The sequence below is a fragment of the Parapedobacter brassicae genome (assembly GCF_051400755.1).
Lineage (GTDB): Bacteria > Bacteroidota > Bacteroidia > Sphingobacteriales > Sphingobacteriaceae > Parapedobacter.
Genome location: NZ_JBLFFL010000001.1, coordinates 1,193,988 through 1,220,323, shown reverse-complemented (window position 1 = coordinate 1,220,323; position 26,336 = coordinate 1,193,988). Strand labels below are relative to the sequence as shown.

At 51.9% G+C, this 26,336-nt stretch carries 24 protein-coding genes; 10 read left to right on the top strand and 14 right to left on the bottom strand.

Translation table 11 applies throughout. The features are described from left to right. Window positions 1–43: 43 nt before the first annotated feature. From ACMGDE_RS04880 to ACMGDE_RS04870, 3 genes are all read left to right on the top strand, one after another. Window positions 44–1,903, top strand: a complete 1,860-nt coding sequence (locus tag ACMGDE_RS04880) for an ABC-F family ATP-binding cassette domain-containing protein (RefSeq protein WP_436831637.1) — start codon at window positions 44–46, stop codon at window positions 1,901–1,903. Between the two features lie 89 nt (window positions 1,904–1,992). Continuing rightward, a complete protein-coding gene (gene mnmG / locus ACMGDE_RS04875) occupies window positions 1,993–3,852 on the top strand; it encodes a tRNA uridine-5-carboxymethylaminomethyl(34) synthesis enzyme MnmG (RefSeq protein WP_436831636.1) in 1,860 nt (619 codons plus the stop codon). Between the two features lie 155 nt (window positions 3,853–4,007). Beyond that, window positions 4,008–5,597: an Ig-like domain-containing domain gene (locus ACMGDE_RS04870; RefSeq protein ID WP_436831780.1), complete on the top strand. Its 1,590-nt coding sequence runs from the start codon at window positions 4,008–4,010 to the stop codon at window positions 5,595–5,597. A gap of 12 nt (window positions 5,598–5,609) precedes the next feature. Here the strand turns inward: ACMGDE_RS04870 and ACMGDE_RS04865 are convergent, their stop codons facing one another. Beyond that, window positions 5,610–6,122, bottom strand: a complete 513-nt coding sequence (locus ACMGDE_RS04865; RefSeq protein ID WP_436831635.1) for a gamma carbonic anhydrase family protein — start codon at window positions 6,120–6,122, stop codon at window positions 5,610–5,612. 40 nt (window positions 6,123–6,162) lie between these two features. Beyond that, window positions 6,163–7,749: an L-aspartate oxidase gene (nadB, locus tag ACMGDE_RS04860; protein ID WP_436831634.1), complete on the bottom strand. Its 1,587-nt coding sequence runs from the start codon at window positions 7,747–7,749 to the stop codon at window positions 6,163–6,165. Window positions 7,750–8,196: 447 nt separating this feature from the next. Here nadB and nadA point away from each other — a divergent pair, with 447 nt between their 5' ends. Further along, window positions 8,197–9,192 (top strand): quinolinate synthase NadA, encoded by a 996-nt coding sequence (gene nadA, locus ACMGDE_RS04855; protein ID WP_436831633.1) that lies wholly within the window; start codon window positions 8,197–8,199, stop codon window positions 9,190–9,192. A 48-nt stretch (window positions 9,193–9,240) separates the two neighbouring features. Then, the gene (gene thiL / locus ACMGDE_RS04850) at window positions 9,241–10,278 is read left to right on the top strand and encodes a thiamine-phosphate kinase (RefSeq protein ID WP_436831632.1); all 1,038 of its coding nucleotides are present in this window, start codon (window positions 9,241–9,243) and stop codon (window positions 10,276–10,278) included. Here thiL and acnA read toward each other — a convergent pair. Next, window positions 10,275–13,019 (bottom strand): aconitate hydratase AcnA, encoded by a 2,745-nt coding sequence (gene acnA / locus ACMGDE_RS04845; RefSeq protein WP_436831779.1) that lies wholly within the window; start codon window positions 13,017–13,019, stop codon window positions 10,275–10,277. The two genes, thiL and acnA, sit on opposite strands and share 4 nt — an antisense overlap. A 243-nt stretch (window positions 13,020–13,262) precedes the next feature. Here acnA and ACMGDE_RS04840 point away from each other — a divergent pair, with 243 nt between their 5' ends. Then, on the top strand, window positions 13,263–13,454 hold the full coding sequence (locus ACMGDE_RS04840) for a cold-shock protein (protein WP_090626780.1): 192 nt from the start codon (window positions 13,263–13,265) through the stop codon (window positions 13,452–13,454). 85 nt (window positions 13,455–13,539) lie between these two features. Here the strand turns inward: ACMGDE_RS04840 and ACMGDE_RS04835 are convergent, their stop codons facing one another. The 3 genes from ACMGDE_RS04835 to ACMGDE_RS04825 all read right to left on the bottom strand — a co-directional run bounded on the left by ACMGDE_RS04835 (window position 13,540) and on the right by ACMGDE_RS04825 (window position 14,971). Next, on the bottom strand, window positions 13,540–13,791 hold the full coding sequence (locus ACMGDE_RS04835) for a 4a-hydroxytetrahydrobiopterin dehydratase (RefSeq protein WP_436831631.1): 252 nt from the start codon (window positions 13,789–13,791) through the stop codon (window positions 13,540–13,542). A 63-nt stretch (window positions 13,792–13,854) separates the two neighbouring features. Further along, a complete protein-coding gene (recO, locus tag ACMGDE_RS04830; RefSeq protein ID WP_436831630.1) occupies window positions 13,855–14,577 on the bottom strand; it encodes a DNA repair protein RecO in 723 nt (240 codons plus the stop codon). Window position 14,578: 1 nt separating this feature from the next. Next, window positions 14,579–14,971: a diacylglycerol kinase gene (locus ACMGDE_RS04825; protein WP_436831629.1), complete on the bottom strand. Its 393-nt coding sequence runs from the start codon at window positions 14,969–14,971 to the stop codon at window positions 14,579–14,581. A gap of 56 nt (window positions 14,972–15,027) precedes the next feature. Between ACMGDE_RS04825 and ACMGDE_RS04820 the strand changes: the two genes are divergently transcribed. Continuing rightward, window positions 15,028–16,065 (top strand): LacI family DNA-binding transcriptional regulator, encoded by a 1,038-nt coding sequence (locus ACMGDE_RS04820; protein WP_436831628.1) that lies wholly within the window; start codon window positions 15,028–15,030, stop codon window positions 16,063–16,065. Here ACMGDE_RS04820 and coaBC read toward each other — a convergent pair. From coaBC to ACMGDE_RS04805, 3 genes are read right to left on the bottom strand one after another with little or no spacing between them, the layout of a single operon-like run. Continuing rightward, a complete protein-coding gene (gene coaBC / locus ACMGDE_RS04815) occupies window positions 16,043–17,248 on the bottom strand; it encodes a bifunctional phosphopantothenoylcysteine decarboxylase/phosphopantothenate--cysteine ligase CoaBC (protein WP_436831627.1) in 1,206 nt (401 codons plus the stop codon). The genes ACMGDE_RS04820 and coaBC overlap by 23 nt on opposite strands. Then, on the bottom strand, window positions 17,248–17,583 hold the full coding sequence (locus tag ACMGDE_RS04810; RefSeq protein ID WP_436831626.1) for a DNA-directed RNA polymerase subunit omega: 336 nt from the start codon (window positions 17,581–17,583) through the stop codon (window positions 17,248–17,250). Before ACMGDE_RS04810 ends, coaBC begins: the two co-directional genes overlap by 1 nt. Window positions 17,584–17,595: 12 nt before the next feature. Beyond that, window positions 17,596–18,492, bottom strand: a complete 897-nt coding sequence (locus ACMGDE_RS04805; protein WP_436831625.1) for an outer membrane protein assembly factor BamD — start codon at window positions 18,490–18,492, stop codon at window positions 17,596–17,598. A 193-nt stretch (window positions 18,493–18,685) separates the two neighbouring features. On the opposite strand from ACMGDE_RS04805, the gene ACMGDE_RS04800 reads away from it, so the two are divergent. The 3 genes from ACMGDE_RS04800 to ACMGDE_RS04790 all read left to right on the top strand — a co-directional run bounded on the left by ACMGDE_RS04800 (window position 18,686) and on the right by ACMGDE_RS04790 (window position 22,287). Then, entirely contained in the window at window positions 18,686–21,241 is a 2,556-nt protein-coding gene (locus tag ACMGDE_RS04800) for a M14 family metallopeptidase (protein WP_436831624.1), read from the top strand. Between the two features lie 50 nt (window positions 21,242–21,291). Beyond that, on the top strand, window positions 21,292–21,576 hold the full coding sequence (locus tag ACMGDE_RS04795; RefSeq protein ID WP_436831623.1) for a NifU family protein: 285 nt from the start codon (window positions 21,292–21,294) through the stop codon (window positions 21,574–21,576). A 69-nt stretch (window positions 21,577–21,645) separates the two neighbouring features. Further along, window positions 21,646–22,287, top strand: a complete 642-nt coding sequence (locus ACMGDE_RS04790; protein WP_436831622.1) for a peptidase associated/transthyretin-like domain-containing protein — start codon at window positions 21,646–21,648, stop codon at window positions 22,285–22,287. A 9-nt stretch (window positions 22,288–22,296) separates the two neighbouring features. On the opposite strand, the gene ACMGDE_RS04785 is transcribed toward ACMGDE_RS04790, so the two are convergent. Genes ACMGDE_RS04785 through ACMGDE_RS04765 form a run of 5 tightly spaced genes read right to left on the bottom strand, consistent with a single transcriptional unit; the run spans window position 22,297 to window position 26,281 of the window. Next, window positions 22,297–23,517 (bottom strand): ABC transporter permease, encoded by a 1,221-nt coding sequence (locus ACMGDE_RS04785; protein WP_436831621.1) that lies wholly within the window; start codon window positions 23,515–23,517, stop codon window positions 22,297–22,299. Window positions 23,518–23,520: 3 nt separating this feature from the next. Continuing rightward, on the bottom strand, window positions 23,521–24,162 hold the full coding sequence (locus ACMGDE_RS04780; RefSeq protein ID WP_436831620.1) for an MBL fold metallo-hydrolase: 642 nt from the start codon (window positions 24,160–24,162) through the stop codon (window positions 23,521–23,523). 30 nt (window positions 24,163–24,192) lie between these two features. Next, entirely contained in the window at window positions 24,193–24,777 is a 585-nt protein-coding gene (gene gldD / locus ACMGDE_RS04775; RefSeq protein ID WP_436831619.1) for a gliding motility lipoprotein GldD, read from the bottom strand. Beyond that, window positions 24,777–25,526, bottom strand: a complete 750-nt coding sequence (locus ACMGDE_RS04770; protein WP_436831618.1) for a shikimate dehydrogenase family protein — start codon at window positions 25,524–25,526, stop codon at window positions 24,777–24,779. Before ACMGDE_RS04770 ends, gldD begins: the two co-directional genes overlap by 1 nt. Continuing rightward, complete coding sequence (locus tag ACMGDE_RS04765) at window positions 25,526–26,281, bottom strand: phosphosulfolactate synthase (protein ID WP_436831617.1); 756 nt, start codon at window positions 26,279–26,281, stop codon at window positions 25,526–25,528. The genes ACMGDE_RS04770 and ACMGDE_RS04765 overlap by 1 nt, the downstream gene beginning before the upstream one ends. Window positions 26,282–26,336 lie beyond the last annotated feature (55 nt).

Here is a 26,336-nt window from a genome sequence, read left to right as displayed (position 1 = left end):
CCGTATTTTTGCATCGATTCAGTAATAACAATAAAGAATTGGTGTGAGTATACTATCGACAGAACGGTTGGGCCATCGCTACCACGACAAGTGGTTGTTTAAAAACCTTCATTTCGGTCTTCAAAGAGGAGACCGGATTTCCTTGGTTGGTGCCAACGGCGCCGGCAAATCTTCATTGCTTCGGATTCTTGCCGGTCACCTCGATCCCACGGAGGGCATTGTCGTCAAAGAAAAGGGCCTGCGCATTGGGTTTCTTGCACAAGACCCTGATTTCAAGTCTTTTAAGTCCATCAATGATTTTGTTTATAGCGCTGACAATCAGCAGCAGCGGTTGATCGGAAAGTATGAAAACTTGGTTTCGAACCCGGATGCGGACCCGTTTGAGGTCTTGGAATTGAGCGATCAGATCAGTGCCGCGAATGCTTGGGAATACGAACACGCGATCAAGGGCATCCTTTCCCGGCTGCAAATTACGGATTTTTCGAAGGCGATAAGTACCTTGTCCGGCGGACAGCGTAAACGGCTCGCGTTAGCCAAACTGCTGATCGACGAGCCGGATATTTATATCCTTGATGAGCCCACCAATCATTTGGACATCGAAACCATCGAATGGTTGGAAAAACTGCTCACCACGGGACAGAAGACCGTGCTGCTTGTAACGCACGACCGCTATTTTCTCGATGCCGTGTGTACGCAGATCCGGGAACTGGCTAACGGCAACATGACCGTCTACTCGGGCAACTATAGCCATTACTTGGAGAAGAAAGCCGAGCGGGAAGAGGCCGAAGGAACCATGCTCGAACGCAATCGCAACCTGCTGCGCAGGGAGCTGGAATGGATGCGCAGACAGCCCCAGGCAAGAGCAACTAAGTCAAAGGCGCGTATCGATACGTTCTATGCGTTGGAAGAGAAGACCAAGACGGCGAAGCAAAACGACGCGCTGCAGCTGACGGTAAAGGTGAGCAGGCAGGGCAACAAGATCCTCGAACTGGAGCAGCTTTCGAAAAGCTATGGGCCGCAACCTTTGATCCAAGACTTCTCTTATGTGTTCAAGAAAGGCGACCGGATCGGTCTCGCTGGTCGGAATGGCACCGGCAAGTCGACCCTGCTTAACCTGATTACTGGAGCCGCGCAGCCGGATAGGGGAAGCATCAGCGCGGGGGAGACGACGGTGTTCGGATATTACAAACAGGGCGGACTGGAATTATCGGAAGACGAGCGGGTGATTGATGTCGTCAAGAACGTGGCCGAACATATCGCCATGGCAAACGGCGACACCCTGTCAGCTTCGCAGTTGCTCACCCAATTTCTGTTTCCGCCAGAAAAGCAATTCGGTTTCGTCAACAAGCTCAGCGGTGGTGAGCGTAAGCGGCTACAGCTTATGCGGGTGCTGATGCAAAACCCGAATTTCCTCATTCTTGACGAGCCGGCTAACGACCTTGATATTGACACGCTGAATATATTGGAAGCGTTCCTGTTGAACTTTCCGGGCATTTTGCTCTTGGTTTCGCACGACCGCTACCTATTAGACCGGCTTACAGACCAGTTGTTCATTTTCGAGGGGAATGGGAGGGTGGTCCTATATAACGGGAATTACGCGGACTACAAAACGGAACAAGAGGCGTTACTCCGTCAAACCAAGATAAGCGACGAACGAAAGGCGCCATCAAAACCCATAAAGGCCGAAGCTAAAAAACGATTGAGTTTCAAAGAGCAACGGGAGTATGAAATGCTGGATGATGAAATACCGCTTCTCGAACAGCGAATCTCCGAGCAAACGGCTGCATTGAGCCAGACCACCGATCACGTGGCCATCACAACGCTCGCCGAGGAAATAGCGGGACTAAATCAAGAGCTGGACCAAAAGACTGCTCGTTGGTTAGACTTGAGTGAGTATGCATAATGTTCCACGTGGAACATTAGTGAACCCGAGGGCACCGGTGTTCCACGTGGAACATCAAACAATGCTGGGTTCAATAACAACGAAACGATATGTTTAAAAAATATAATATCATTGTAGTAGGAGGGGGGCACGCGGGCTGCGAAGCGGCGGCGGCGGCGGCAAATTTGGGGTCATCCGTTCTCCTCATTACGATGAACATGGCCACCATTGCCCAAATGAGTTGCAATCCGGCAATGGGTGGAGTTGCAAAAGGGCAAATTGTGCGCGAAATTGACGCCATGGGCGGCTATTCGGGAATTATAGCGGATAAAACCACGATTCAATTCCGCATGCTCAACCGGTCAAAGGGTCCCGCCATGTGGAGTCCGCGATCTCAAAATGACCGCGCCCGATTCGCTGAAGAATGGCGCTTACAATTGGAGGCGCTCCCGAATGTTGACTTCTGGCAGGATACCGTAAAAGAAGTCATCGTTCGAAACGACAAAGCCTGTGGCGTAGTCACCTCCCTCGGATTGTCCATTGAAAGCGATGCCGTTGTACTAACAAATGGCACGTTTCTCAACGGTACCATCCACATCGGTGAAAAACGCTTTGGCGGCGGCCGTACAGGGGAAAAAGCAGCTACCGGACTTACCGAACAGCTTGTTAGCCTTGGTTTTGAGTCCGGAAGGATGAAAACGGGCACGCCCCCACGGGTAGATGGCCGTTCGCTGGACTACCGCAAAATGGAAGAGCAATGGGGCGACGACGAACGCAGCCGCTTTTCCTATACCAATGTGCCGTTACCGACGGAGCAACGCTGCTGCTGGATTACCTATACCAATGAATCCGTTCATGAAACCCTCAAGGAAGGGTTTGAGCGGTCACCCATGTTTACCGGCCGAATTAAGGGGTTGGGACCGCGCTATTGCCCTTCTATCGAGGATAAAATCAACCGCTTTGCGGAACGGGACCGCCACCAGATCTTTGTGGAACCGGAGGGATGGAACACCGTTGAAATCTATGTGAATGGCTTTTCGACCTCGCTACCCGAAGATATCCAATTAAAGGCGTTACGGCTGATACCGGGCTTTGAAAACGCGAAGATGTTCCGTCCGGGGTATGCCATCGAATACGATTTTTTCCCGCCGATGCAGTTAGATCTGACGCTAGAAACGCATCGCGTAAAACACCTTTTCTTCGCCGGACAGATCAACGGTACGACGGGCTATGAAGAAGCCGCAAGTCAGGGTTTTGTGGCCGGCATCAATGCGCACCAACGAATTAACGACCTCCACGAGCTCATTTTGAAACGATCGGAGTCGTATATCGGCGTCTTAATCGACGATCTGGTGACGAAGGGAACCGAGGAACCTTACCGCATGTTTACCTCCAGAGCAGAGCATCGCCTCCTCCTTCGGCAGGATAATGCGGATGCCCGGCTTACGCCAATTGCGCATGGGCTCGGACTCGTATCGGATGAACGGCTCGATCAGGTGAAGGACAAGGTTGCCGCCGCCGACATCATTGTGGAGCACCTGCGCAACCAATCCATTACCGCCGACGCCATCAATCCCATACTAGCCGAATTGCATTCGAGTCCGATTACCCAAAAAACAAAGCTGTTCAATATCCTCGCCCGTCCGCAAGTCAGCATCCGCGACCTGTCACGCGCTGACGACACATTCGCTCAGCTCCTGACCCGGTATACGAAGGAGACGGTCGAACAGGCAGAAATTAAAGTAAAATATGAAAGTTACTTCGAGAAGGAAATAGAGATCGTGAACAAGATGCGACGCATGGAAGATCAGGAAATCAACCCGGAATTTGACTATAGCAACTTAGTCTCGCTGTCTAAAGAAGCCCGGGAAAAACTGATCCGGGTAAAACCCCGAACATTGGGACAAGCTTCCCGGATTTCCGGTGTTTCACCTTCGGATATATCCGTTTTGATGATACATATGAGCTAACTTGCTCTTTTTCAGATGAATAACAAAAATAATTCTTGGCTTTCATAGATCGCTTATAAGCAACTTTCTCGATTTTTCCGATGCCAGACTCATCAAAAATAAAAACGCGCGCTAATCGCCTAAAAAATAGCTCAAAAGCCAATTGGTCAATTTTGGTGTTTTTTCTCGGCCTGATTTCGCTCACTTACCAATGTGCGAGCATCCAACAGCCCACAGGCGGTCCGAAAGATTCCATCCCGCCCAAAATCTTGGAAGAGACCCCTCCCAATCTGACGCGCAACTTCACGGCCGAAAAAATCGTCATCGATTTCGATGAGTATGTCAAACTAACCGATCAGTTCAAAGAGATCAGTGTCTCACCCGATCTCGCCCAACCCATCAGTCCCCGGGTACGTCGCCGGTCCATCGAAATCACGATGCCCGATTCGCTTGATGAAAACACGACGTATACCATTAACTTTGGTAAAGCCATTGGCGACTTCAACGAAGGCAATCCATTACGCAACTACAGTTATGTTTTTTCTACCGGCGACATCATCGATTCGCTAACAGTTTCCGGAAATGTAATCAATGCCCTGACCAAATTGCCGGAAAAGGAAACCACCGTGATGCTCATCCCCACGCGCCAGGACTCCATCTTCGGCAAGCGCAAGGCTAACATCTTTACCGTTACGGACACCGCCGGAAATTTCCGGATGGCAAACCTCCGTGAAGATACCTATCGTATCTATGCTTTGAAAGAAGAAAACAATGACCGAGTCTACAATGCCCCCGGTGAATTCATTGGCTTTCTCCGTGATTCCATCGTGCTCAATGGCGATACCGCTGGCATCCGCCTTGAGATATCCAAAGGCATCCCAAAAGACTTTCGTTTACTGGATCGCAAAATTGAAACCACCGGAAAGGTTTTATTTGCGTTCAACAAACCCTTGGAAGATCCCGATATTGTCATCCAGCATCCTGCTCCGCTGAACGAAGACAAGATCGTTGAATATACTTCAAACCGGGATACCGCTATTGTCTGGCTCAGCGACCTCACTTTCGACTCGCTAAACGTGCAGTTCTTTGACGCCGGAGAACGCCTTGACTCCGTCACCCTTCGTCGCGGCCGGAACGAAAAGTATGATCGCAATTTCGACATTACGGATAACCTCACCGGCAATAAAGTCAATCGCATCAAACATGTCGAGCTCCGGGCCAGTTCACCCGTGCAGTCCATCGACCGCAGCAAGATCCTCCTCCTGGAGGACTCCGTCGCGCGGACAAATTTCCAGCTGGCGAAGGATACCACGGCACAGCGCCGTTACATTCTCCGTTATAACTGGCGCCCTAAACGGAATTACCAATTAACATTGGAAGAGGGTGCTTTCACCGGGTTCTTCGCCGATCAAAACAAAGAATTGGCCAAATCCTTTACCATGGATGAAACGGAGAACTTCGGGGACATCGTACTCCATGTAAAACTGCCCAATTCCACGCACCAATACCTTGTTCAGCTCATTAACGAAAAGATGGATTTCATCTATCAAAACATTCCGCTGAAAACCTCCGCAAGTATTCCGTTCCGCCGCTTTCCGGGTGGAAAATATACGGTTAGGATCGTATACGATGAAAATAACAATGGGCAGTGGGATACAGGAGATGTCTACAACAAGCGCCAGCCGGAACGGGTCTGGTATATCGGTAAAACGTTTATCATTCGAGCAAACTGGGAACAGGAAGAGATCATCACCGTACCGAAATGACGCAGCGTAGGCTTACTTGCCGAACCATCCCGCATACATGACATACCGATGCGGCAGCTCGTCCAGCAATTTGCGTTGTTCCTCGGTGATCGGTTTTATTTTTCTGGCGGGTACACCGGCATAAAGAAAACCACTTTCGCATATCATCTGCTCCAGTACCACCGCCCCGGCGGCAATGATCACATATTCATTAACCACCGCATGGTCCATTACAATGGCACCCATCCCGATGAGCACCCGGTCCTTCAACGTACACCCATGCACCAGGGCCGAATGGCCGATGTTCACGTAATCTCCGATGACCGTATCCGCCGTCTGATAGGTGCAATGGATCACCACCCCATCTTGCACATTCGTATAGTTCCCTATCCGTATGCTATTCACATCACCCCGGAGCACGGCGTTAAACCATACGGAGCAGTGCGCTCCCACCACCACGTCACCGACCACGGTGGCATTCTCCGCAAGAAAACAATCGTCCCCAATTATGGGGTAAACGCCCTTTACGGGAAGAATCAATGGCATGACTTTATCAACATATGTCCTTAATCACTTCGTTCCGGCATCAAAAAATGGTATCCACGCGCTCATCCGAACGTGCCGGGTAATCCGTCGTATAATGAAGTCCCCGGCTTTCTTTTCTGTTCATCGCCGACTTAATCACCAAATAAGCCACTTGGATCACGTTGCGCAACTCACATAGCTTGACTGAAAGCTTCGTATTCTTATAAAAAAGTTCTGTCTCATCGTATAACAATCCGAGGCGGCGCATCGCCCGGTCCAACCGGAAATCCGAACGTACAATACCCACATAATCACTCATCACCTTTTGCGTCTCCCGCAAGTTATGGGTCACCAAAATATCTTCATTGGACAGCACCGTATCCGAGTCATCCCAATCGGGTATCCCCTCCGGCAATTCAACCGTACCTATCTTCTTCACCGCATCTTCAAAAATCCGATGTGCAAAAACAGTAGCCTCCAGTAAGGAGTTGGAAGCCAATCGGTTGGCTCCGTGCAGCCCCGTAGAAGAACACTCCCCACATGCATATAAATTCTGAATCGATGACTGCCCATATTCGTCTACCAGAATTCCCCCACACAGGTAATGTGCGGCCGGGGTCACGGGTATATAATCCCTCGCCATATCAATTCCGATCGATAGGCATTTCGCATAAATATTCGGGAAATGCTTCAGAATATCCTCTTTGCTTCGATGGGTGATATCTAAAAACACGAAATCATCGCCCGATTTCTTCATCTCCGCGTCCATCGCCCTCGCCACAATATCCCGCGGCGCCAAGGAGGCCCGCTCATCATACTCCTCCATGAAGGGTTCTCCATTCTTCCGCCGGAGTACTCCCCCAAAACCGCGCACCGCCTCTGAAATCAGAAAGGCCGGATATTCACCCGGATTATACAGAGCCGTCGGATGAAATTGGATAAATTCCATGTTCCGCACTTTGCCCTTTGCCCGATAAACCATCGCTATTCCATCGCCCGTTGCAATCACCGGATTGGTTGTGCTCGAATAGATGTGCCCGGCACCTCCAGAAGCCATCACGGTAACCTTGCTCAGCACTTTTTCCACCCGGTTATCCACAGTATTCAACACGTATACACCATAGCAGGTGATATCCGGTGTACTCTTATCCACAAACTCACCTAAGTGGTGCTGCGTAATCAGATCTACCGCAAAGTAATGGGTCAGCACTTCTATAGCCGGGTTTTCGTGTACTTTCTCTAATAATGCCCGCTCGATCTCGAACCCGGTGACATCCTTGTAATGCAATACCCGGTGCTCGGAATGCCCACCCTCTTTTGCCAAATCATAAACACCTCCGCTCGTCTTGTCGAAATGGGTACCATAGTCGATGATCTCCTGAATCCGAAGCGGGCCTTCTTTGACCACGTTTTCCACAATGCGTTCATCGCAAAGTCCATCACCAGCGATCAGTGTATCAGCGATATGCTTCTCAAACGAATCGGACTTATCCACAACTACCGCCACACCCCCCTGGGCATACTTCGTATTCGATTCATCTTCGTTAGACTTGGTAATAATCATCACCTGCCCGTACCTAGCGGCCTTCAACGCAAAACTTAATCCTGCAATGCCCGACCCGATAACTAAAAAATCAACTTGACGCATAATGATAAACCCGACGGCCGCTTACAAGCAGTTCGCATTGGCCCAAAACCTGTTAATAACATGTAAACAAAACGTTGAATAAAACTGATAAGTCTCCGTCCGCACCCCACCGGACTATTTTCAAACAACTTACTACTTAAATTTCCCAAAAGTACCTCACAATATTAACAAATCCCAGCCAATAAATACTATACATTCCGATATGGAAAACATTATCCACGAAAATCAAATGAACTGTAAATCAGCAGAAACCGATTAAATAACTGTTAGCAATATGTTAAAAAAATAAGAATAGCCTTAAATCAAAGGAAAAATCATGCTTATTGCTAACACCACCAACACCCTAATAAACAATAAAGAATTTTATATATAAAAAGTATTATTACTTATTGTCAACGCCCGAAACGTGGAAATCAATCAAATTGTTTTAATTACCTTTGTATAATCATGAACGACTACCTCACGGAACTGGACACAAAGGGTTATATCGACGAACCGATAGATCCGTCCTTGGATTTGGTTGACGAAATAAACAGGCTTAAAAAGGAAAAGAATGCTGTTTTGCTCGCCCACTATTACCAAGAACCAGAAATTCAGGATATCGCCGATTATGTCGGGGACAGTCTGGGACTGTCGCAGCAGGCAGCGAAAACGGAAGCGGATGTTATCGTGTTTGCAGGCGTGCATTTCATGGCGGAGACGGCTAAGATCCTCTCACCGGAGAAGAAGGTGCTCCTGCCCGACCTGAAAGCAGGATGCTCGCTATCCGATAGCTGTCCGCCCCATCTTTTTGCTAAATTCAAGGAACAATATCCCGACCATATCGCGATTACCTACGTCAATTGCACGGCGGAACTCAAAGCGCTGAGTGATATCGTATGTACCTCTAGCAATGCAGTGGAGATCGTGAATAGCTTGCCCGCAGACCAGCCCATCATCTTCGGACCGGACAAGAACCTGGGCGATTATGTGCGGAAGAAGACGGGCCGCGATTTGGTGCTTTGGAATGGTGCGTGCATGGTTCATGAGATTTTTTCGCAGGAACGCATCGAACGCCTGCGAAACGATTATCCACAGGCTAAATTCATCGCACACCCCGAGTGTGAACAGGAGATCTTAGCGGTGGCTGATTACATCGGCTCCACTTCCGGTTTACTGAAGTATACGAAAGAGCATCCAGCGGATACATTTATTGTGGCCACGGAAAGCGGGATCATCCACCAAATGCAAAAGGCCAGCCCTCGCAAAACATTTATTCCCGCACCTCCGAATAATGCGTGTGCTTGCAACGACTGTCCGTATATGAAACTCAATACCTTGGAAAAACTGTATAACTGCATGAAATTCGATCTTCCGGAAGTCGTCGTTCCCGCAGACGTCATTGCCAGGGCAAAACGACCGATTGAGCGCATGTTGGAAATCTCGGCGCGCTTAGGGCTTTAGGGAGAAACGGGCGAAGAGCCTCCCTGTTTAATCATTAATCAAGAAAAAATGTTTGACAATAAAGAAAAAACCAATCTGGAGCGGTTGGGCGAATTTGGGTTGATCAGCCATATTACCCAAGCAGTCGAACTTACGGAAAAATCCACCGTGAAGGGAATAGGTGATGATGCAGCAGTGCTGGATTTTTCGGGTAAACGGACATTGGTGTCTACGGATCTGCTATTGGAAGGCATTCATTTCGATTTGCGTTATGTACCGCTTAAGCACCTGGGCTACAAAGCGGTGCAGGTAAACCTCAGCGACATCTACGCCATGAATGGTATGGCCTCGCAGGTGACCTTTTCCATCGGGCTATCCAGCAAGTTCCCGTTGGAGGCGGTCGAAGAACTGTATGCAGGGGCGTTATTGGCTTGCAAGAAGTATCACGTGGACCTGGTGGGCGGCGACACCTCTGCATCGACGCAGGGGCTGGTGATCAGTGTCACCAGTATCGGCTATGCTAATCCGGAAAATATTGTATACCGTGATGGTGCCCAGGAAGGAGATCTGCTCTGTGTTTCCGGTGATTTAGGGGGTGCTTATGTGGGTCTTCAACTGTTGGAACGTGAAAAGCGTATATACTTAGAAAATCCAAATATACAACCCGATTTGGAGGGAAAAGATTACATTATAGAGCGGCAACTCAAGCCGGAAGCGCGCAGGGATGTGGTGGAATTGCTGGCGGGATTAGGGGTCAAACCAACGGCGATGATCGACGTGTCTGACGGATTGGCGTCGGAGATCCTGCACATCTGCGAAGACTCGGACAAAGGGTGCCGCTTATATGAGGAAAAGATACCCATTGACCCGATGACGTACGAAACGGCCCGGGAGTTTGGATTGGACCCAACGACCTGTGCATTGAGTGGTGGCGAAGATTATGAACTGCTGTTCACGGTTAGCCAAGCGGATTACGATCACGTCAAAAATCAACCGGATATCAGCATTATCGGCCACATCACTGAGCGTGCTGCCGGATGCGCGCTCATTTCCAAATCGGGCAATGAGCATCCCATCACCGCGCAGGGATGGAATGCATTCGTTTAGTCCGTGGTTTTCAGAAAGCCACGCAGCACGTAATGCAAGATGCCGCCATGGCGGTAATATTCGATTTCAATGGCCGAATCAAAGCGAGCCTTGGACTGGAACGTAACCGTTTGCCCATTTGCCTTGACCGCGGTGACCTCCAACAGCTTGTGGGGCACCAAGGCGTTTGAAACGCCTGAAATATGGAAGGTCTCGGTACCGTCCAGACCCAGTGACTCGGCATTTTCACCAACCGGAAATTCCATCGGGATGACACCCATACCGACCAAATTGCTGCGATGTATGCGTTCAAAGCTTTCTGCAATGACTGCTTTGACACCGAGTAAGTTGGTCCCCTTCGCTGCCCAGTCGCGCGAGGATCCACTGCCGTACTCCTTCCCGGCCAAAATGACGAGCGGTGTACCGGTTTTGGCATATTCCATCGCGGCATCGTATACCGAAAGGGTTTCGCCGGTCGGAAAGTAGGTGGTATAACCACCTTCTTTATCGGTAATCCGGTTCCGGATGCGCACATTGGCGAAGGTGCCCCGCATCATCACTTCATGGTTGCCCCGCCGGGAGCCGTAAGAATTGAAATCATGAGGCGCTACCTCTTTGCCAATGAGGTACGTACCTGCGGTGGAATCAGGCTTGAATGAACCTGCCGGCGAAATGTGATCGGTGGTTACCGAGTCGCCTAAATACAGCAGTACCCGGGCAGCTGTAATGTCTTGCATCGGCAGGGGTTCATCGCTGATGTCTTTAAAGAAGGGAGCCTCCTGCACATAGGTCGATTGCGCATTCCACACGAAATTCTTTCCTTCCGGAGCGACCAGCTGTTTCCAATCGTCGCCGCCATCGAAAATAATGCCGTATACGTTTTCGAAATCTTCTACCCGCATGCATTGATTGACGGCATCGATGATCTCCTGTTGCGTAGGCCAGATATCCCTGAGGTAAACCGGATTTCCATTGGGATCATAGTCCAGCGGATCATTGATCAAATCAATGTCCACGCGCCCGACAAGGGCGTACGCAACGACCAGCATGGGCGACATCAAGAAGTTCATCTTCACCTGCGGATGGACACGCGCTTCAAAATTCCGGTTGCCGGAAAGCACAGAGGCCACCACCAGATCTCCCTTATCTACCGCTTCGGCAATATGCGGCGGTAGCGGTCCGCTGTTTCCGATACAAGACGTGCAACCATACCCGACGGTGTGGAAACGCAGGGCTTCCAGATCCTCCAGCAAATTGGCGCGATGGAGGTATTCGGTGACCACCTTGGAACCAGGGGCGAGGCTGGTCTTTACCCACGACTTGGTGCGGAGACCTTTTTCTACCGCTTTGCGGGCCACCAGGCCAGCTCCGACCATCACCGCGGGGTTGGAGGTGTTCGTACAGCTCGTAATGGCGGCAATGACGATGCTGCCATCACTGAGGATATACTCTTTATTCTTGATCTTTATTCTTACCGATCGGAGGTCTTCGGTTTCCACGGCGATGTCCTCGCTTTTGGGGTGCTCCTCATAGATAAAAGCGGTGCCGGAACCTCCTTCGGAGAGCCAGGCTTGTTCTTGCCTGTTCCATATCGGCAAGTAATTCCGCTGGTATTCCTTTTCCAGCAAGTGGGAAAACTGGGTGGAAAGATCCTTGACCAGAATCTTGTCTTGCGGTCGTTTCGGGCCTGATACGGTGGGCTCTAGGGTATTCAGGTCGAGCTCCAATACCGCGGAATAAACGATCTCTTCCTTACCTGTACGCCATAATAAATTTTCTTTGCAATACTCCTCTACCAGGGCAACCTGTTCCTCAGACCGGTTGGTCCGCCGCATGTACTCCAGTGTTTGTCCGTCTACCGGAAAATAGGTGACGGTACAACCGAATTCGGGCGACATGTTGGAAATCGTTGCGCGATCGGTCACACTCAAATGATCCAACCCATCGCCGAAAACCTCGACAAATTTGCCCACGACACCGTAGTCACGCAGCAGCTTGGTGATGGTCAATACCATATCCGTAGCCGTGCATCCCGCCGGGATGCGGCCATTCAGCTTCAGCCCGATCACTTGCGGACAGGTAAAATAGATCGGCTGGCCGAGCATGGCGGCTTCGGCTTCTATGCCCCCTACGCCCCAAGCGATGACCCCGATGCCATTGACCATCGGTGTGTGCGAATCCGTTCCCACGAGGGTATCGGGGAAGGCCCAGCCATCGCGGGAGATAACGCCCTTGGCGAGGTATTCGAGGTTTACCTGGTGGCAGATGCCCATACCCGGTGGCACGACCGTAAAGTTATCCAGTGCCTGCTGGCCCCATTTGAGGAGTTCATAACGCTCGGCATTACGCTCATACTCCAGCGCCACATTATGCTGATACGAATAGTCTGTGCCGAAGTAGTCGACCTGTACCGAGTGGTCGATGACCAGATCCACTGGAATTGCCGGATTGATCCGGCTCCCATCACCGCCTTTTCGGATCACCTCGGCGCGTATCGATGCCATGTCCACCACGGCGGGTACACCCGTAAAATCCTGCATCAACACACGCGCGGGTTTGAAGGGAATTTCCTTATCCGTGCCCGAAGGGGTCCAGTTGATCAAGGTATCGAGGTGTTCATCCGTAACGGCGAAGTTGTCATGGTTGCGCAGGACGTTTTCAAGCAATATGCGGATGGAAAAAGGCAGTTTACTCACCTTTTTATCTTCTCCCTCCAATGTTCTCAATGACGCGATCTGATAGTTCATTCCTAAATTGTTTATTTTAGTGGTCTCATGGAGCCTGCTGCGCCGGTTTCATGATGTTTAGTTCGTGTTGTCCGTTCATTCCCTGTTCCGATCGTTCAAGAACGCTCATAGCGGTAGGATACGCTAAAATAGTGAAAAAAAACAAGGTGCAAAACGGTCATCGGAAAAAGCATGTTATGAAAATGTAAATAAATTTAACTGGTTTAAAACAATTGTGCTTATCTTTGACTTTTATTTATTTTTTAATTTTTCAATACAATGGCAGAAGGAGTAGTTAAATTCTTCAATGAAACCAAGGGTTTTGGTTTCATCGTCCCCAATTCGGGAGAGAGTGAAATCTTTGTTCATTCATCGGGCCTGATCGACAAAATCCGGGAAAACGACAACGTTTCCTATGACGTCGAGCAAGGCAGAAAAGGTTTAAATGCGGTAAATGTGAAGGTAATCTAAGGATTACCCCTTGAATATATTTATTGTGTTTTAGCCGACCATCTGAAGAGATGGTCGGCTTTTTCACGCATACATCTACCTATTTTCAACCGGGATCAACAAGCTTGTCTATGGCCTGGGCAAGTTTCCGGTCCTTCTCGGTTACGGTATTGCCCGCATCATGGGTGGATAGCCAGACCTCCACTTTATTCCAGGTATTGCTCCAGGTCGGATGATGGTTGTGCTGTTCGGCCAATAACGCTACGCGCACCATAAAGGCAAACGCCTCCGAAAAATCACGGAACGAGAACGATCGGTAAAGTGTATGCTGCTGTGCTTCCCACATCGGTATAGCCATTTGGTTATCAATTTATGCCAGTACTCCTGATGGAAAACAACAGGAATGAGGTTTTGTTTGCGGTCAGGCAAGGACTTCCACCAGCACGTCATGCGACTTGATCTCGCCCATGTTATCGACGTGGAGCCGGTAAAAATCGATGATCTTGGTGAGCAACATCCGGCGGTCGGACGAGGAAATCCGCAAGGATACCACCTCTTCGAAGGAAACAGCTAAAAGCGCGGCCAGCTGCCCGCTATGCGGCGGCTGCAACACCATCGTATGAGCGGGGAGGGAGCGGCAAAACACGCCGTCTTTCAGGTCAAAATAAGACTGCCCGGGTTTGGGTAGTGCCGGACCGAACCCGAGGTAGCGGGATAGTTTGAGCAGGAAGAGCAGGTGGAAGTTCGGCGGCATTTTTTCTGACATATCCAGCCATGAAATGGCATGGAAGAGGTAATCGAACAGGGGTTCGTCTGCCGATTGCTGTCGGAGGCTTTTGTAAAGCATTTCATCCAAGAAGAGTACCACCGTGCTTTTGACAATATCGTAAGGGATGGTTTGGAAGGAGGGCATCTGCCGCGCTTCGGCAATCCGTTGCAACGAAGTGTTTCCGCGGTGGTATACCACCATCTCGAGCAGGTGCAGGGGCTGTAGGATGGTGGCGCCTATCTTCGCTTTCGGTCGGCGTGCGCCGTTGACCAGGTAAGACTGCAAGCCAAACTTTTCGGTAAAGATTTGCACCACCATACTGCTTTCAGAATAGTTTGTTGATTTTAAAACAATGCCCCGGGTCTTGTGCAGCATGCTATCCAAAAAAGTATATCCACAACTTAGGGAAAAAAATCATGCCGCCGACCGTGGCAGCAAAGATCGCGGCGACCAACACCGCGCCTGCGGCAGCGTCCTTAGCCTTTTTGGCCAACGAATGGTATGCAGGAGAAACCAGGTCTACCAACGCTTCTATTGCGGTATTCAGCAATTCGGAAATGAAGACCGCCGCCACGCAACAGGCGACCCAGCACCACTCGAAAACAGATAAATCCAGCCAAACACCTAATGCAACAGCGAGAAAGGCGAAAAGAAGGTGTACCTTGAAATGCCGCTCGCTGCGATAGGTCGCCAAGATGCCCCTAAGCGCATTGGAGAAAGGGTTGGAATGTCGGTCATTCATCCAGACAAAGATAAGATTTTTGTCCATGAGCGGATTACGCAAGAATCCCTATCTTTAGGCATTTATCGGGTACCATGTCTAATATGACGCTACGTGATATCGCCATCGCATTGGGACTGTCCATTTCCACGGTCTCCAAGGCATTGCGCGACAGTTATGAGATCGGCGCTGCAACGAAAACGCGGGTGATGGAATACGCGCGGACAAACCACTACCACCCTAATCGGATGGCGAAAAGCCTGAAGGAAGGGAAAAGCGGTTCCATCGGGGTGGTGGTGTGCTCCATAGACAACAGCTTTGTCGCCCGCATGCTCGATGGTATCGACGGCGCTTGCGCCAAGGCGGGGTACGACATGATCATCATGCAAAGCAAGGAATCGCTCGCGCAGGAGAAATCATGCCTCAGGCAGCTCGAGGCAAGGGGTGTCGAAGGCATTCTGATGTCGCCTGCTGCCGAGACGGTGAATTTCGACCACTTGACCGACCTCAAGAACATGGGTATGCCCATCGTGTTGTTTGATCGGACGAGCGATCGATTTGAGGCCTATCAGGTTGGGATAGACAACCGTGCCGGGGCATTTCAAGCCACGCAGCACCTGATCGCGGGGGGATACCGGCGCATTGCCATGCTCAACATCGGACCGGATATCTACTTCGCGGCACAACGCGGTAGAGGGTATACCGACGCGCTGGAAGCCAATGGCATGGCCTACCAACCGGAATTGGTGCGCGTGTGCAATCCCGCTATCGGTGATGAACTGAAGAATCACGTACATGCGACCATCCGGTCGCTTTTGGAAATGCCCGAGCCTCCGGATGCGCTGTTTGCCGCCACCGACCAACTGTCTACGCATAGCCTGAGTGTATTGCACCGAATGGGACGCCGTATACCCGCCGATATGGCATTGATCGGATTCAGCAACACCGAGCTTGCGGATATGCTTACACCCCCGCTTTCGACGGTGTACCAGCCGGCACTCGAAATCGGTCGGTTAGCCGCAGATCGACTGATCTCGCTGATTAGCGGTAAAAATAAGGATGACCATTATGAAACGGTAATGCTGCCGATACGGCTGGATATCCGGGAGTCAACTCGCCCTAAGATTCAAACCGCGCCATGATGCGGGCACAGATATCTTCGGCGACGGCAGCTTTCGATTTGAGGTCGAACGCTTCGGTTGTTCCGTCCCGGTCGATGATGGTGACTTTATTATGATCGCCCGCAAAGCCAGCGCCCTCATCGCGCATGGAGTTGAGTACGATGAAATCGAGGTTCTTTTTATGAAGCTTATCAACCGCATGCGCGTGTTCGTCATGCGTTTCCAAGGCAAAGCCAACGAGTACTTGGCCGGGTTGTTTCATCCGTCCCAATGCGGCGAGGATGTCTTCGGTTTTGACCAGGTCGATGGTCAGGCCTTCACCGCCGCTTTTCTTGATTTTCTGGTCGGCAACCCATTTAGGAGTGTAATCGGCTACTGCGGCGCTCATTACGGTGATGTCGGATTCGGAGAAATGGGCCAAACAGGCGTCATGCATTTGGGCCGCTGAAGTGACGGCAAGGTATGTTGCATCCTCGGGAGGCGTTAGTGCGGTAGGACCGCTTATCAGGGTGACCGCTGCGCCCAGTTGCAGCAGCCGGGAAGCCAGCGCATACCCCATTTTGCCGCTGGAATGGTTGCCGATGTACCGCACCGGATCGATGGCCTCATACGTTGGCCCGGCGGTGACCAGCGCTTTCCGGCCGGCCAACGGGAGGGCTTCGGAAAAATGTTTTTCCAAAGCGGCGGCGATATCCTCCGGTTCGGCAAGCCGCCCTTCACCGGTCAGCCCGCTGGCCAGCGCTCCCTTGCCGGGGGGGATAATATGGTTGCCGAATGATTGGAGCCGGTTAATATTGGATTGCGTACCGCCGTGTGCCCACATGTCTAGATCCATGGCCGGCGCAACAAAGACCGGGCATTTGGCCGACAGGTACACGGCGCAGAGCAGGTTATCGCAAAGGCCGTTGGCAAATTTCGCCAATGTGTTGGCGCTTGCCGGCGCGATGACAATGACGTCAACATTCAACGCCAGATGTACATGATTGTTCCACTCACCTGTAGCGGCATCGAAATATGCTTCCAGCACGGGATTGCCTGAAAGCGTGGAAAGCGTGAGCGGGGTGATGAAATGCTTAGCCCCAGGGGTCATCACGACCTGCACCTGGGCGCCCGCCTTGACCAGTAAACGGGTCAGATGGGCCGCCTTATAGGCAGCGATGCTGCCGCAGATACCCAACAGGACGCGCTTTCCCCGGACACCCACTACTCCTCTTCTTTTTCTTTGGCAGGATTCCTGAAATACACCTTGTCATTCAGGAATTCATCGACAGAGACCAAGGTAGGCTTGGGCAGCCGCTCGTAGTGCTTGGAAATCTCGATCTGCTCGCGGTTTTCGAATACTTCTTCCAGGTTGTCATTGGTGGTGGCAAATTCCGCCAATTTGCCGTTCAGCTCCTCTTTTACGTCCACGGCAATCTGGTTGGCGCGTTTGCTGATGACCACAATGGATTCATAAAGATTATCGGTCTTCTTATCCAAGTCTCTTAAATCGCGAGTAACCGTACTGTTAGCGATGGTTTTGCTTATTTGAATGCTCATATGCTTACAATGTTAATTATTTTGGGGTGCAGTTGCTTCTTCCACTTCCGGTCGGGCGGCTGTGGCAGAATTCACCTGCGCCATGTATTTTTTCACTTGTTCGATGCCTTCTTCGGCATCCCCTTTGAGCTGGTCCGCTTCTTTGCGGAATTTGCTTTCGGGATATGCCGCAATGAAATTGCTATACAAGTCTAACGCCTTGGTAAAGCGCTCTTCCTGCCTCCTCGGTGTGCTCCGGCTGGCATAGAGGTATTGGGCTTTGATGCTCAAAAATTCCATCTCTTCCGCGTACTTCGTGTCCGGGAACTCGCGCAGTACGTTGTCAAAAGCGATAACGGCAGCCAGGTAATCGTCTTGAAGGCCCATGTCTAAATAGAGCTTCGCGTTTTGGTATGCCTTGGATTCCAACTTGTCGCGCAATTGCTGGATGAGGCCCGCCGCTTCTTTGGCACGTTCGCTATCGGGGTACAGGTTGATGAATAGCTGCAGGGTTTCGATGGCGCGGTATGTATATTCCTGATCGAGACCGACTTTGGGCGATTCGAGGAAATAGCAATATGCACCCATGTAGCGGCATTCCTCTGCGCGGGCGCTGTTGGGATAAGTATCGGTAAACTGCTTGAAATGAAACTGGGCAGAGGTGTAATCCCGCAGGTTATAGTTCGTATATGCCGTATAGTAATAGAGGTCTTCTGCCTCGGCCTGTCCGCGGTATTTGGTGATGAGGTCGTCGAACAAGATCAGGGCTTTACTGTATTTTTTATTGTTGTATAACTTGATGGCTTCCTGATACTTTTGAGCGATATTATTACTTGCACGTAATTTCTCGAATTTACTCTTGCATCCGGCAATCATCACCACTAAAAATACCGCAGCACCCCATGCCACTATTCGCCTGTTTATAAACATCCTGCAAAGATAAGTGAATTTAAAATACCTGTCAATTAAATTTTTACGGGGCAAGATAGGCTGAAAAGGCCGAAGGGACAAGCGGTTTAACAGAGTTTAACAGATGACCGGATTGGCGAGGATAATTTTTTGGTTACAGCGTGCTTCCGGCAGGGTTATTTTAGTTATTTTGTCGGCAATCATTCCAAACAACATGACAACAATACAATCTCGTATATTCAGCCGCACAACGTTGATCCTGTTGAGCGCTTTTTGCCTCCTTACGTCCGTCTCCGGACAAACAAAGTCGCCAGCGGCGTTCTTGGGTTATGAATTAGGTGCCCGGTTTACACCCCACCATCGGGTAGCGGCTTATTTTGAGCACGTGGCGGCGACGAACAACGACGTGAAGCTTGTCCAATACGGCGCGAGCTATGAGCATCGGCCACTGATGGTCGCCTTCATTTCCTCGGCGGCCAACATTGCTAATCTGGAGACGATCCGCAAGGATAATCTCCGGCGCACGGGTCTTGAACCGGGCGAACCGACAACGCGGGTACCGCTTGTTTGGCTGAGTTACAATGTGCACGGCAACGAGGCGGTCTCCTGCGAAACGGCCATGAAGACGCTGTGGGCATTGGTAGATCCCGCCAATGCCCAGACCAAACAGTGGCTCGATAACACCGTCGTGGCCATTGATCCATGCCTCAACCCAGATGGACAAGAGCGGTATGTCAATTGGTACAATCAAAAGGCAAACCACCGGCTGCAGCCCGATCTCCAGTCTACCGAGCATGCCGAGCCGTGGCCGGGAGGGCGGCCAAACCACTACCTGTTTGACCTCAATCGCGATTGGGCCTGGCAGGTGCAGCAGGAGTCGCAGCTCCGCGTGAAGCTGTACAACCAATGGATGCCCCAGGTGCACGTAGATTTTCATGAGCAGGGCATCAATGCGCCATATTACTTCGCCCCGGCGGCCGAACCGGTGCACGCCCTGGTGTCTGACTTCCAACGGGAATTTCAGGAAACAGTCGGGCGCAACAATGCCCGCTACTTCGATGAGCATGCTTGGCTGTATTTCACGCGGGAAGTGTTTGACCTTTTTTATCCCAGCTACGGCGATAGTTGGCCCATGTTCAACGGCGCCATCGGGATGACCTATGAACAAGGCGGGTCGGGTCGGGCGGGACTGGGGGCATTGACTGCTCTGGGCGATACCCTCACCCTTTCGGAACGCATCTTGCACCATTACACATCGGGAATGGCGACCATCGAAACGGTGTCTAACCATGCGGAGAAACTGTTGGATGAATATGCCCGCTATTTCAGCGAGAGCCGCTCGGATCCGAAGGGGCTATACAAGGCGTATGTCGTCAAACGGGGCAATAGCCCCGGGCGCTTATCGGCTCTCCAGCACCTGCTCGATCGCAATGGTATCCAATACGGTGTCGCTGACGGCCGATCGGGGCTAAAGGGCTTCGACTATTTTGCGGGAAAGACGGCCTCCTTTGATGTGGAAGAAGGCGACCTGCTGGTGAGCGCTTATCAGCCCAAGTCGGTGCTGACCCAAACGCTGTTTGAACCCAACCCTTCGCTTTCCGATAGCGTCACCTATGACATCACCAGCTGGGCACTGCCCTATGCGTTCGGGCTTCAGGCGTATGCGTTGGAAAACCGGCTGGACGTGACCCCTTCAGCGGCCGACACGCTGTTTGAGGCCAACCGTGAAGCCGGTACACCCCTCGCTTATATCGCACCGTGGACCTCCAAAGCCGATGCGCGGTTTCTGGCGGCGTTGCTCAACGAGGGGATACGCGTGCGCTATGCCGATCGCCCGTTTACGCTCGGGGATAAGACCTATCCCTCCGGTTCGCTGATCGTTGGGCGAGCGGGCAATGAAAACCGCGCTGATTTCGGCAGTACGGTGATCCAATTGGCCAACGAACACCGAATCCGGCTCGATGTCGCCGCGACGGGTTTTGTGGATCGCGGCAAGGACTTCGGTTCAGGCGATGTAAAGGCGGTGCAACCGCCGAAGGTCGCCCTGGTGGGTGGCGACGGCGTGTCCTCGCTCAATGTGGGCGAAGTCTGGCATTTCTTTGAACGGGAACTTGGCTATCCGCTTGCGGTACTGGAGCCGGAGCAATTCGGCTCGGTGGACCTCGGCGTATACAATACCCTCATCCTGCCGTCGGGCAGTTATCATACGTGGGACGAGGCCACGGTGCGCAAGTTGCAGGGCTGGGTCGCATCGGGGGGCAAGCTGATTGCCATTGAAGGCGCCGTGGGCTTCTTATCGGGCAAGGAGGGGTTTGGTATATCCCCGTATTTGGACGAAGAGGCGCGCAAGGAAGCCGAAAAGGTACGCCAGGAAGAAGCGGCAGCGGAGCGCATCGCCGAATTCCAGACGCGTGAGCGCGCGGGGATATCCCAGGCCGTTTCGGGGGCGGTATTTGAAGTGAAGATGGACGCATCCCATCCCCTGGGCTTCGGTACGGGCGGGCGGTACTATACGCTCAAGAACAGTGGGCAACGATATGCCTACCTGAAAACGGGCGTAAATGCAGGCATCATACCCGGCGAAGACCGCCACCGATCGGGCTTCGTGGGTGCCAAGGCCAAGCGCCAGGTAGCGGAGTCGGTCGTATTCGGTGTGGAGCACCACGGCAGGGGCCAGGTGATTTACCTGGTAGACAACCCATTGTTCCGCGGTTTTTGGGAAAGTGGCAAGCTCATCATGAGCAACGCGCTGTTTATGGTAGGCCAGTGATAATTAATAAAATATCCGTATCTTTACAGCTTTAAATAATCAGTAAGGTTATGGAAATACGGGAAAGAGTAGAACAGGCTTTGGACTCCATCCGGCCGTATCTCGAAACGGACGGCGGCAACGTGCGTATCGATGAGATCACGGCGGATAATGTGGTGAGATTAAAGCTACTGGGATCCTGTGCTTCATGCGCCATGAGCATCATGACATTTAAGGCGGGGCTGGAACAAGCCATCAAAAAGGCCGTTCCCGAGATCACCGCCGTTGAAGCCACCAACATCACGGATATGGACGACCCGAACGCAACCATGCCGGTTCCGAAAGTGAATGGTTAGTGTTTTTGGGGATTTAACATTATTTAACGAGAGGGTGAAACTGCGAATGTGTAGTTTTGTTAACTCATTATGAGAGTGATCCGCCATATATTAGTTACTGTGTTTGTCGCCGGACTGGCGTTGTCTGCCCTTGCCCAACAACGGAAGATCGTGCAGTTCAGCGGCGTCATCCATAATGCGGATACCAACGTGGTGGTGCCATACGTCACGGTGACCAACCGATCCTTCAACGACCAAACGGTTACTGCAAATCATCAGGGATATTTCTCATTCGTGGCGCATGAAGGAGATACCATCCGTTTCAGTTCGGTCGGTTACCGCACCATGCAGGTGATCATTCCAAACGTGCCAGAAGACAAATATACAGCGATGGTGCACATGACGGCCGAAATCAAGGAGCTGCCGATGGTGACCCCCTACCCGTGGGCCAGTATCGACGAGTTCAATATGGCATTCATGTCGCTTGAAATCGCGGACGATGACATCGTGGTAGCCAAGAAAAACCTTTCTCCCGAATCCCTGGCGGCGTTGGCCGCGGTGACACCCCGAGATGCGGGAGAGATCCAATCGTTCAGCTCCACCCAACGGCACATCGGACTGACCAACCGGGCCGTCAACCAACGGATGGCCAATCCCCTGCTGAGCCCCTTCGCCTGGGGCAACCTTATCCACCAGATCACCGAAGGGACGAAGAGCCGGGGCAAGCGATAGCGCGGTATACTAAGATAAACGGACGGTCTGTCTGACGCTGAGCCTTGAGGAAACCAGCGAAATAAGCGCCGAAACGACGAAAACGGTAAAGAACACCAAAAGGAAATCGCCGACCCGGATAGCTACAGGATATACATCCGTCACGAGGTTCTCCCCTTCGCCAAAGCGGATCCAGCCGAAGGCCTGCTGCGAAAGGCAGAACAGCAAACCCAGCACCAAACCAACCACGCAACCGATTAACGAAATCAGCAGGCCTTCGTAAAAGAATATCCGGCGGATAAGCGCATTGCTGGCGCCCAATCCCATCAGTACCGAAATGTCTTTCTTCTTATCGATGACGAGCATCGAGAGGGAGCCGACGATATTAAATATCGCGATGATGCCTGTAAAGGCGATGATGAAAAACACGGCCCACTTTTCGGTGCGGACGATCTTATATAGGGTGGGGTTTTGCTGTTCGCGTGTTTTTATGACGAAATCGTCACCCAGCTGTTCGGAAAGCTGCTGCTGCACGGCAACGGTGTTGCTGCCCCCGGCCAGGTTGATTTCGATGGCTGATACCTGGTCAAACTCGCCCAGGACCTCCCGGGCAAAATCCATGGGCACGATGAACAGGTCATCAAACTCCTGCTGGTATGCCAATACGCCGACCGGCCGTATCGTGCCCGTGTTGAAATCTGCTGCCGGATTTAGGCTATTCGCCGACCCTTTCCGTGGCGAGAATACGTCTACCCCGCGCGACTCGTCCTGCAGCGAAACCCCCAGCGTCCCCTGTACCCGGGCACCCATGACGGCGTAACGCGCATCGCCCTGTTGCAAGACGAAGTGGCCATCCTGTAGCAGGGAGTCCATCGCCTGCGAATGAAGTCCGTCGGATGTCATCCCCTTAACGGTGGCAATGTATTGGGCATCGCCATAGCGCAGCAGGGCCCGTTCTTGCAGCACTTCTCGGTATTCCCGGACGGCAGGATGCTTGCGGAGTGTTTCCGAGAGGGCGGAGTCTATCACAAAACCCTTGCCTTTCTGCGGCTCCACACGGAGTTCCGGCGTAAAGGCGCTGTACATCGAGAAAATCAGGTTTTCCAGCCCATTGTAAAACGATAAGATGACGATGAGTGATGCGCTGCTGACCAATACGCCGACCACGCTGATGCCTGAAATGACGTTGACGGCGTTGATCGTCTTCTTGGAAAATAGGTAACGCTTGGCGAAGTACAGTGCGATGTTCATGTGTCAGCCCCTTATAAACGGATTGGTTGCCTTTTCGTGTCCGATGGTCGTCTCCGGACCGTGGCCGGGATATACCACCGTCTCGTCGGGCAAGGTATACAGGTTGCGGGCGATGCTGTCCAGCAGTTGATCGTGGTTTCCCCCCGGCAAATCGGTGCGGCCAATGCTGTTTCGGAAAAGGACATCGCCCCCGATGAGGAAACCCTGTCCGGCATGATAAAAGCAGAGGTGGGCGGGTGAGTGTCCGGGAGCAAAAATGAGCGATAGCTCGTTTTGGCCAAAACGAACCGTGCCCGAAGTCGGCAGGAACGTTTCGGCAATGGGCGAGATGCCGTACTGTATCCCCATTTGGGGCGCATAGTTCTGCACTTCCATCAGCAATGGGAGCTCGCCCTCATGAAAATAAGGAAGCAGTCCATATTCCTCATGGATATAGCGGTTGCCCAATACATGGTCAACGTGGCAGTGCGTATTCAGCAACAGCACGGGGTTGAGCGCCTCCGCATCGATAAACGCCTTTACCCGTTGCGCTTCGTGCGGATCGTACATCCCGGCATCGATGATCGCCGCATCGCCCCCATCGTCATACAGCAGGTACGTGTTTTCCTGATAAGGGTTGCAGACAAACGATTTGATGTGGATCATGACCGTAAAGGTAGGGATTTTTGTTTTTGATCATCGCTTCCAGCGCAGGGAATGAATGAGGGTATCGATATCTGCGGCAATAAAATCCAGGACGGGCTGTATCGAATCCAAGCGTGGCTTTTCATGAAAATACAGTGCGCCCCGCAGGTAATGATTGGTGCTGTCGGTCAGGAAAAACTGAATGCTGGAGGCCGTGTTTCCCTTTATCTCATATTTCAAGCCATAAACGCCGGCATCGGAAAGGCTGATACGCTGCTGATCGATGGCCGTGGCTTTGACGGTATGATTGAAGGCAAACGTGCGCGCATCTTCAACCAGTTCATGGAAACTGTCGGGACCGGATACCGGCAGGTAACTTAGATGAATGCGTGCATTGAACTGGGGGAAATGGAGGTCCATCCAGCACGGCTGCGCATCGGCGGTACGGTCGGGTTCCATCACGGCGTATCCGGGTATATCGAACGTGTACGGGCAGGCGGATGAGAACGTATGGTACGCTTTTTCAGGAAACGCGATGCGGAAGTAACCCCTTGGCTTGGGCGAGTAATGTTGGGTACATCCCCATAAACCACAGACGAGGACGATCCAAAGGCACCGATGGCGGTATTTCTGCATTAGGTGATGTTCCAGATTTCCCAATTCCGCTCGGCCTGCAGCTCCAGCATTTCGAGTCCGTTCTTGGTGGCTGCTCCGGCGGCTTTTCCCCGCTTGAGGAATTCCGTTTCCGCCGGATTATAGACCAGGTCATACAACAGGTGGTGCTCGCGGATATGCCCATAGGGGATATCCGGGCAGTCGGCCACCGCAGGATAGGTGCCCAGCGGCGTGGTATTGATGATCAGCGGATGGTCGGCCATGATCCCCGCATCCAGCTGGGTATATGCGTAGTCGCCCGGTTTTGGTGTTCGCGATGCGATAGCATACGCAATTCCCATTTGGGTAAGCGCATACATCACCGCTTTGGCCGCTCCACCGTTGCCCAGGATCAAGGCCTTTTGGTGCCAGGGGCGGAGCAGCGGCCGAAGGGACTCGGTAAAGCCATACACGTCGGTATTATATCCGGTCAACAGCGGAGGGGCATTGTCCGGCCGTTCGATGCGGATGCAATTGACGGCGGCGATGGCCGTTGCTTCCGGAGATAGCCGGTGTACATAGGCCATCACCGCAATCTTGTATGGGATGGTGACATTGACGCCCATCAACGTTGGCACCTCTTCGATCAGCCGGGGAAAATCGGCGATGGACGGGATCGGGTATAGCGCGTAAGCGACATCGGCAAGGCGCAGCCGCTCGATCTTGGCGTCATAATATTTCTTTGAAAAAGAATGGGTAAGGGGAAAGCCAATGAGCCCAAACGTATTCATCAGATAAAGCTATGAAAGGTATCGCCGCGCAGGCCCAGCCGGGTGGTTTCCAGGGCAATGATCTCATTGGGACTGATATTTCCCAGGTTGACATTGGTGCCGAGTAATTGGATGAAATACACCTGCTGCGCCTTGAGCGGGGCCTCCCAGATGATTTTTTCATTGGGTATTTCGTTGATGATTTCATCGACCAGCCCCTGCCTGACCTCTCCGGATTCCCGATACAACCCCACGTTGCCGCTTTCCCGCGATTCGGCGATCAGCCGCCAGGTGCCGGCCTCCAATTCGGCCTTCATCAGCGAAATCCACTTATAGGGGGCCATGATCTTGGTATTGTCCTTGGAGCCCACTTCAGAGATCACCGTGACATGCTGCGACACCTTTTCAATGTAACGGCACTTTTCTTCATGCGGCAAGGCAATGGACCCGTCCGAAATTTCGGCATAGCCGAGGCGGTATTTTTCGAGGAGCCGCAAAAAGTCGTCAAACTGGTTGCGCACCAAGAATGCTTCGAACAGCGTACCGCCGAAATAGGCATGTACGCCGGCATCCCGGTAAACCGACAATTTTTCCTCCAGCTGGGGAATTAGGTAAGCGGTGGTCCAGCCCAGTTTAACGAAGTCGGTGTACGAGGCGCCAACGGCCACGAAATCCTCGGCCTGCCGTACACTCAATCCTTTGTCCATGACCATCGTCAAGCCATTATCCCTTGGCTTCTGTGTACGCACGGGGACATTACTCAGTTCAAAATTCATTCGCAAATAGTCGTTTTAGTGGCCTGCAAAATTATTCACATCTCCCTAGGTGAAT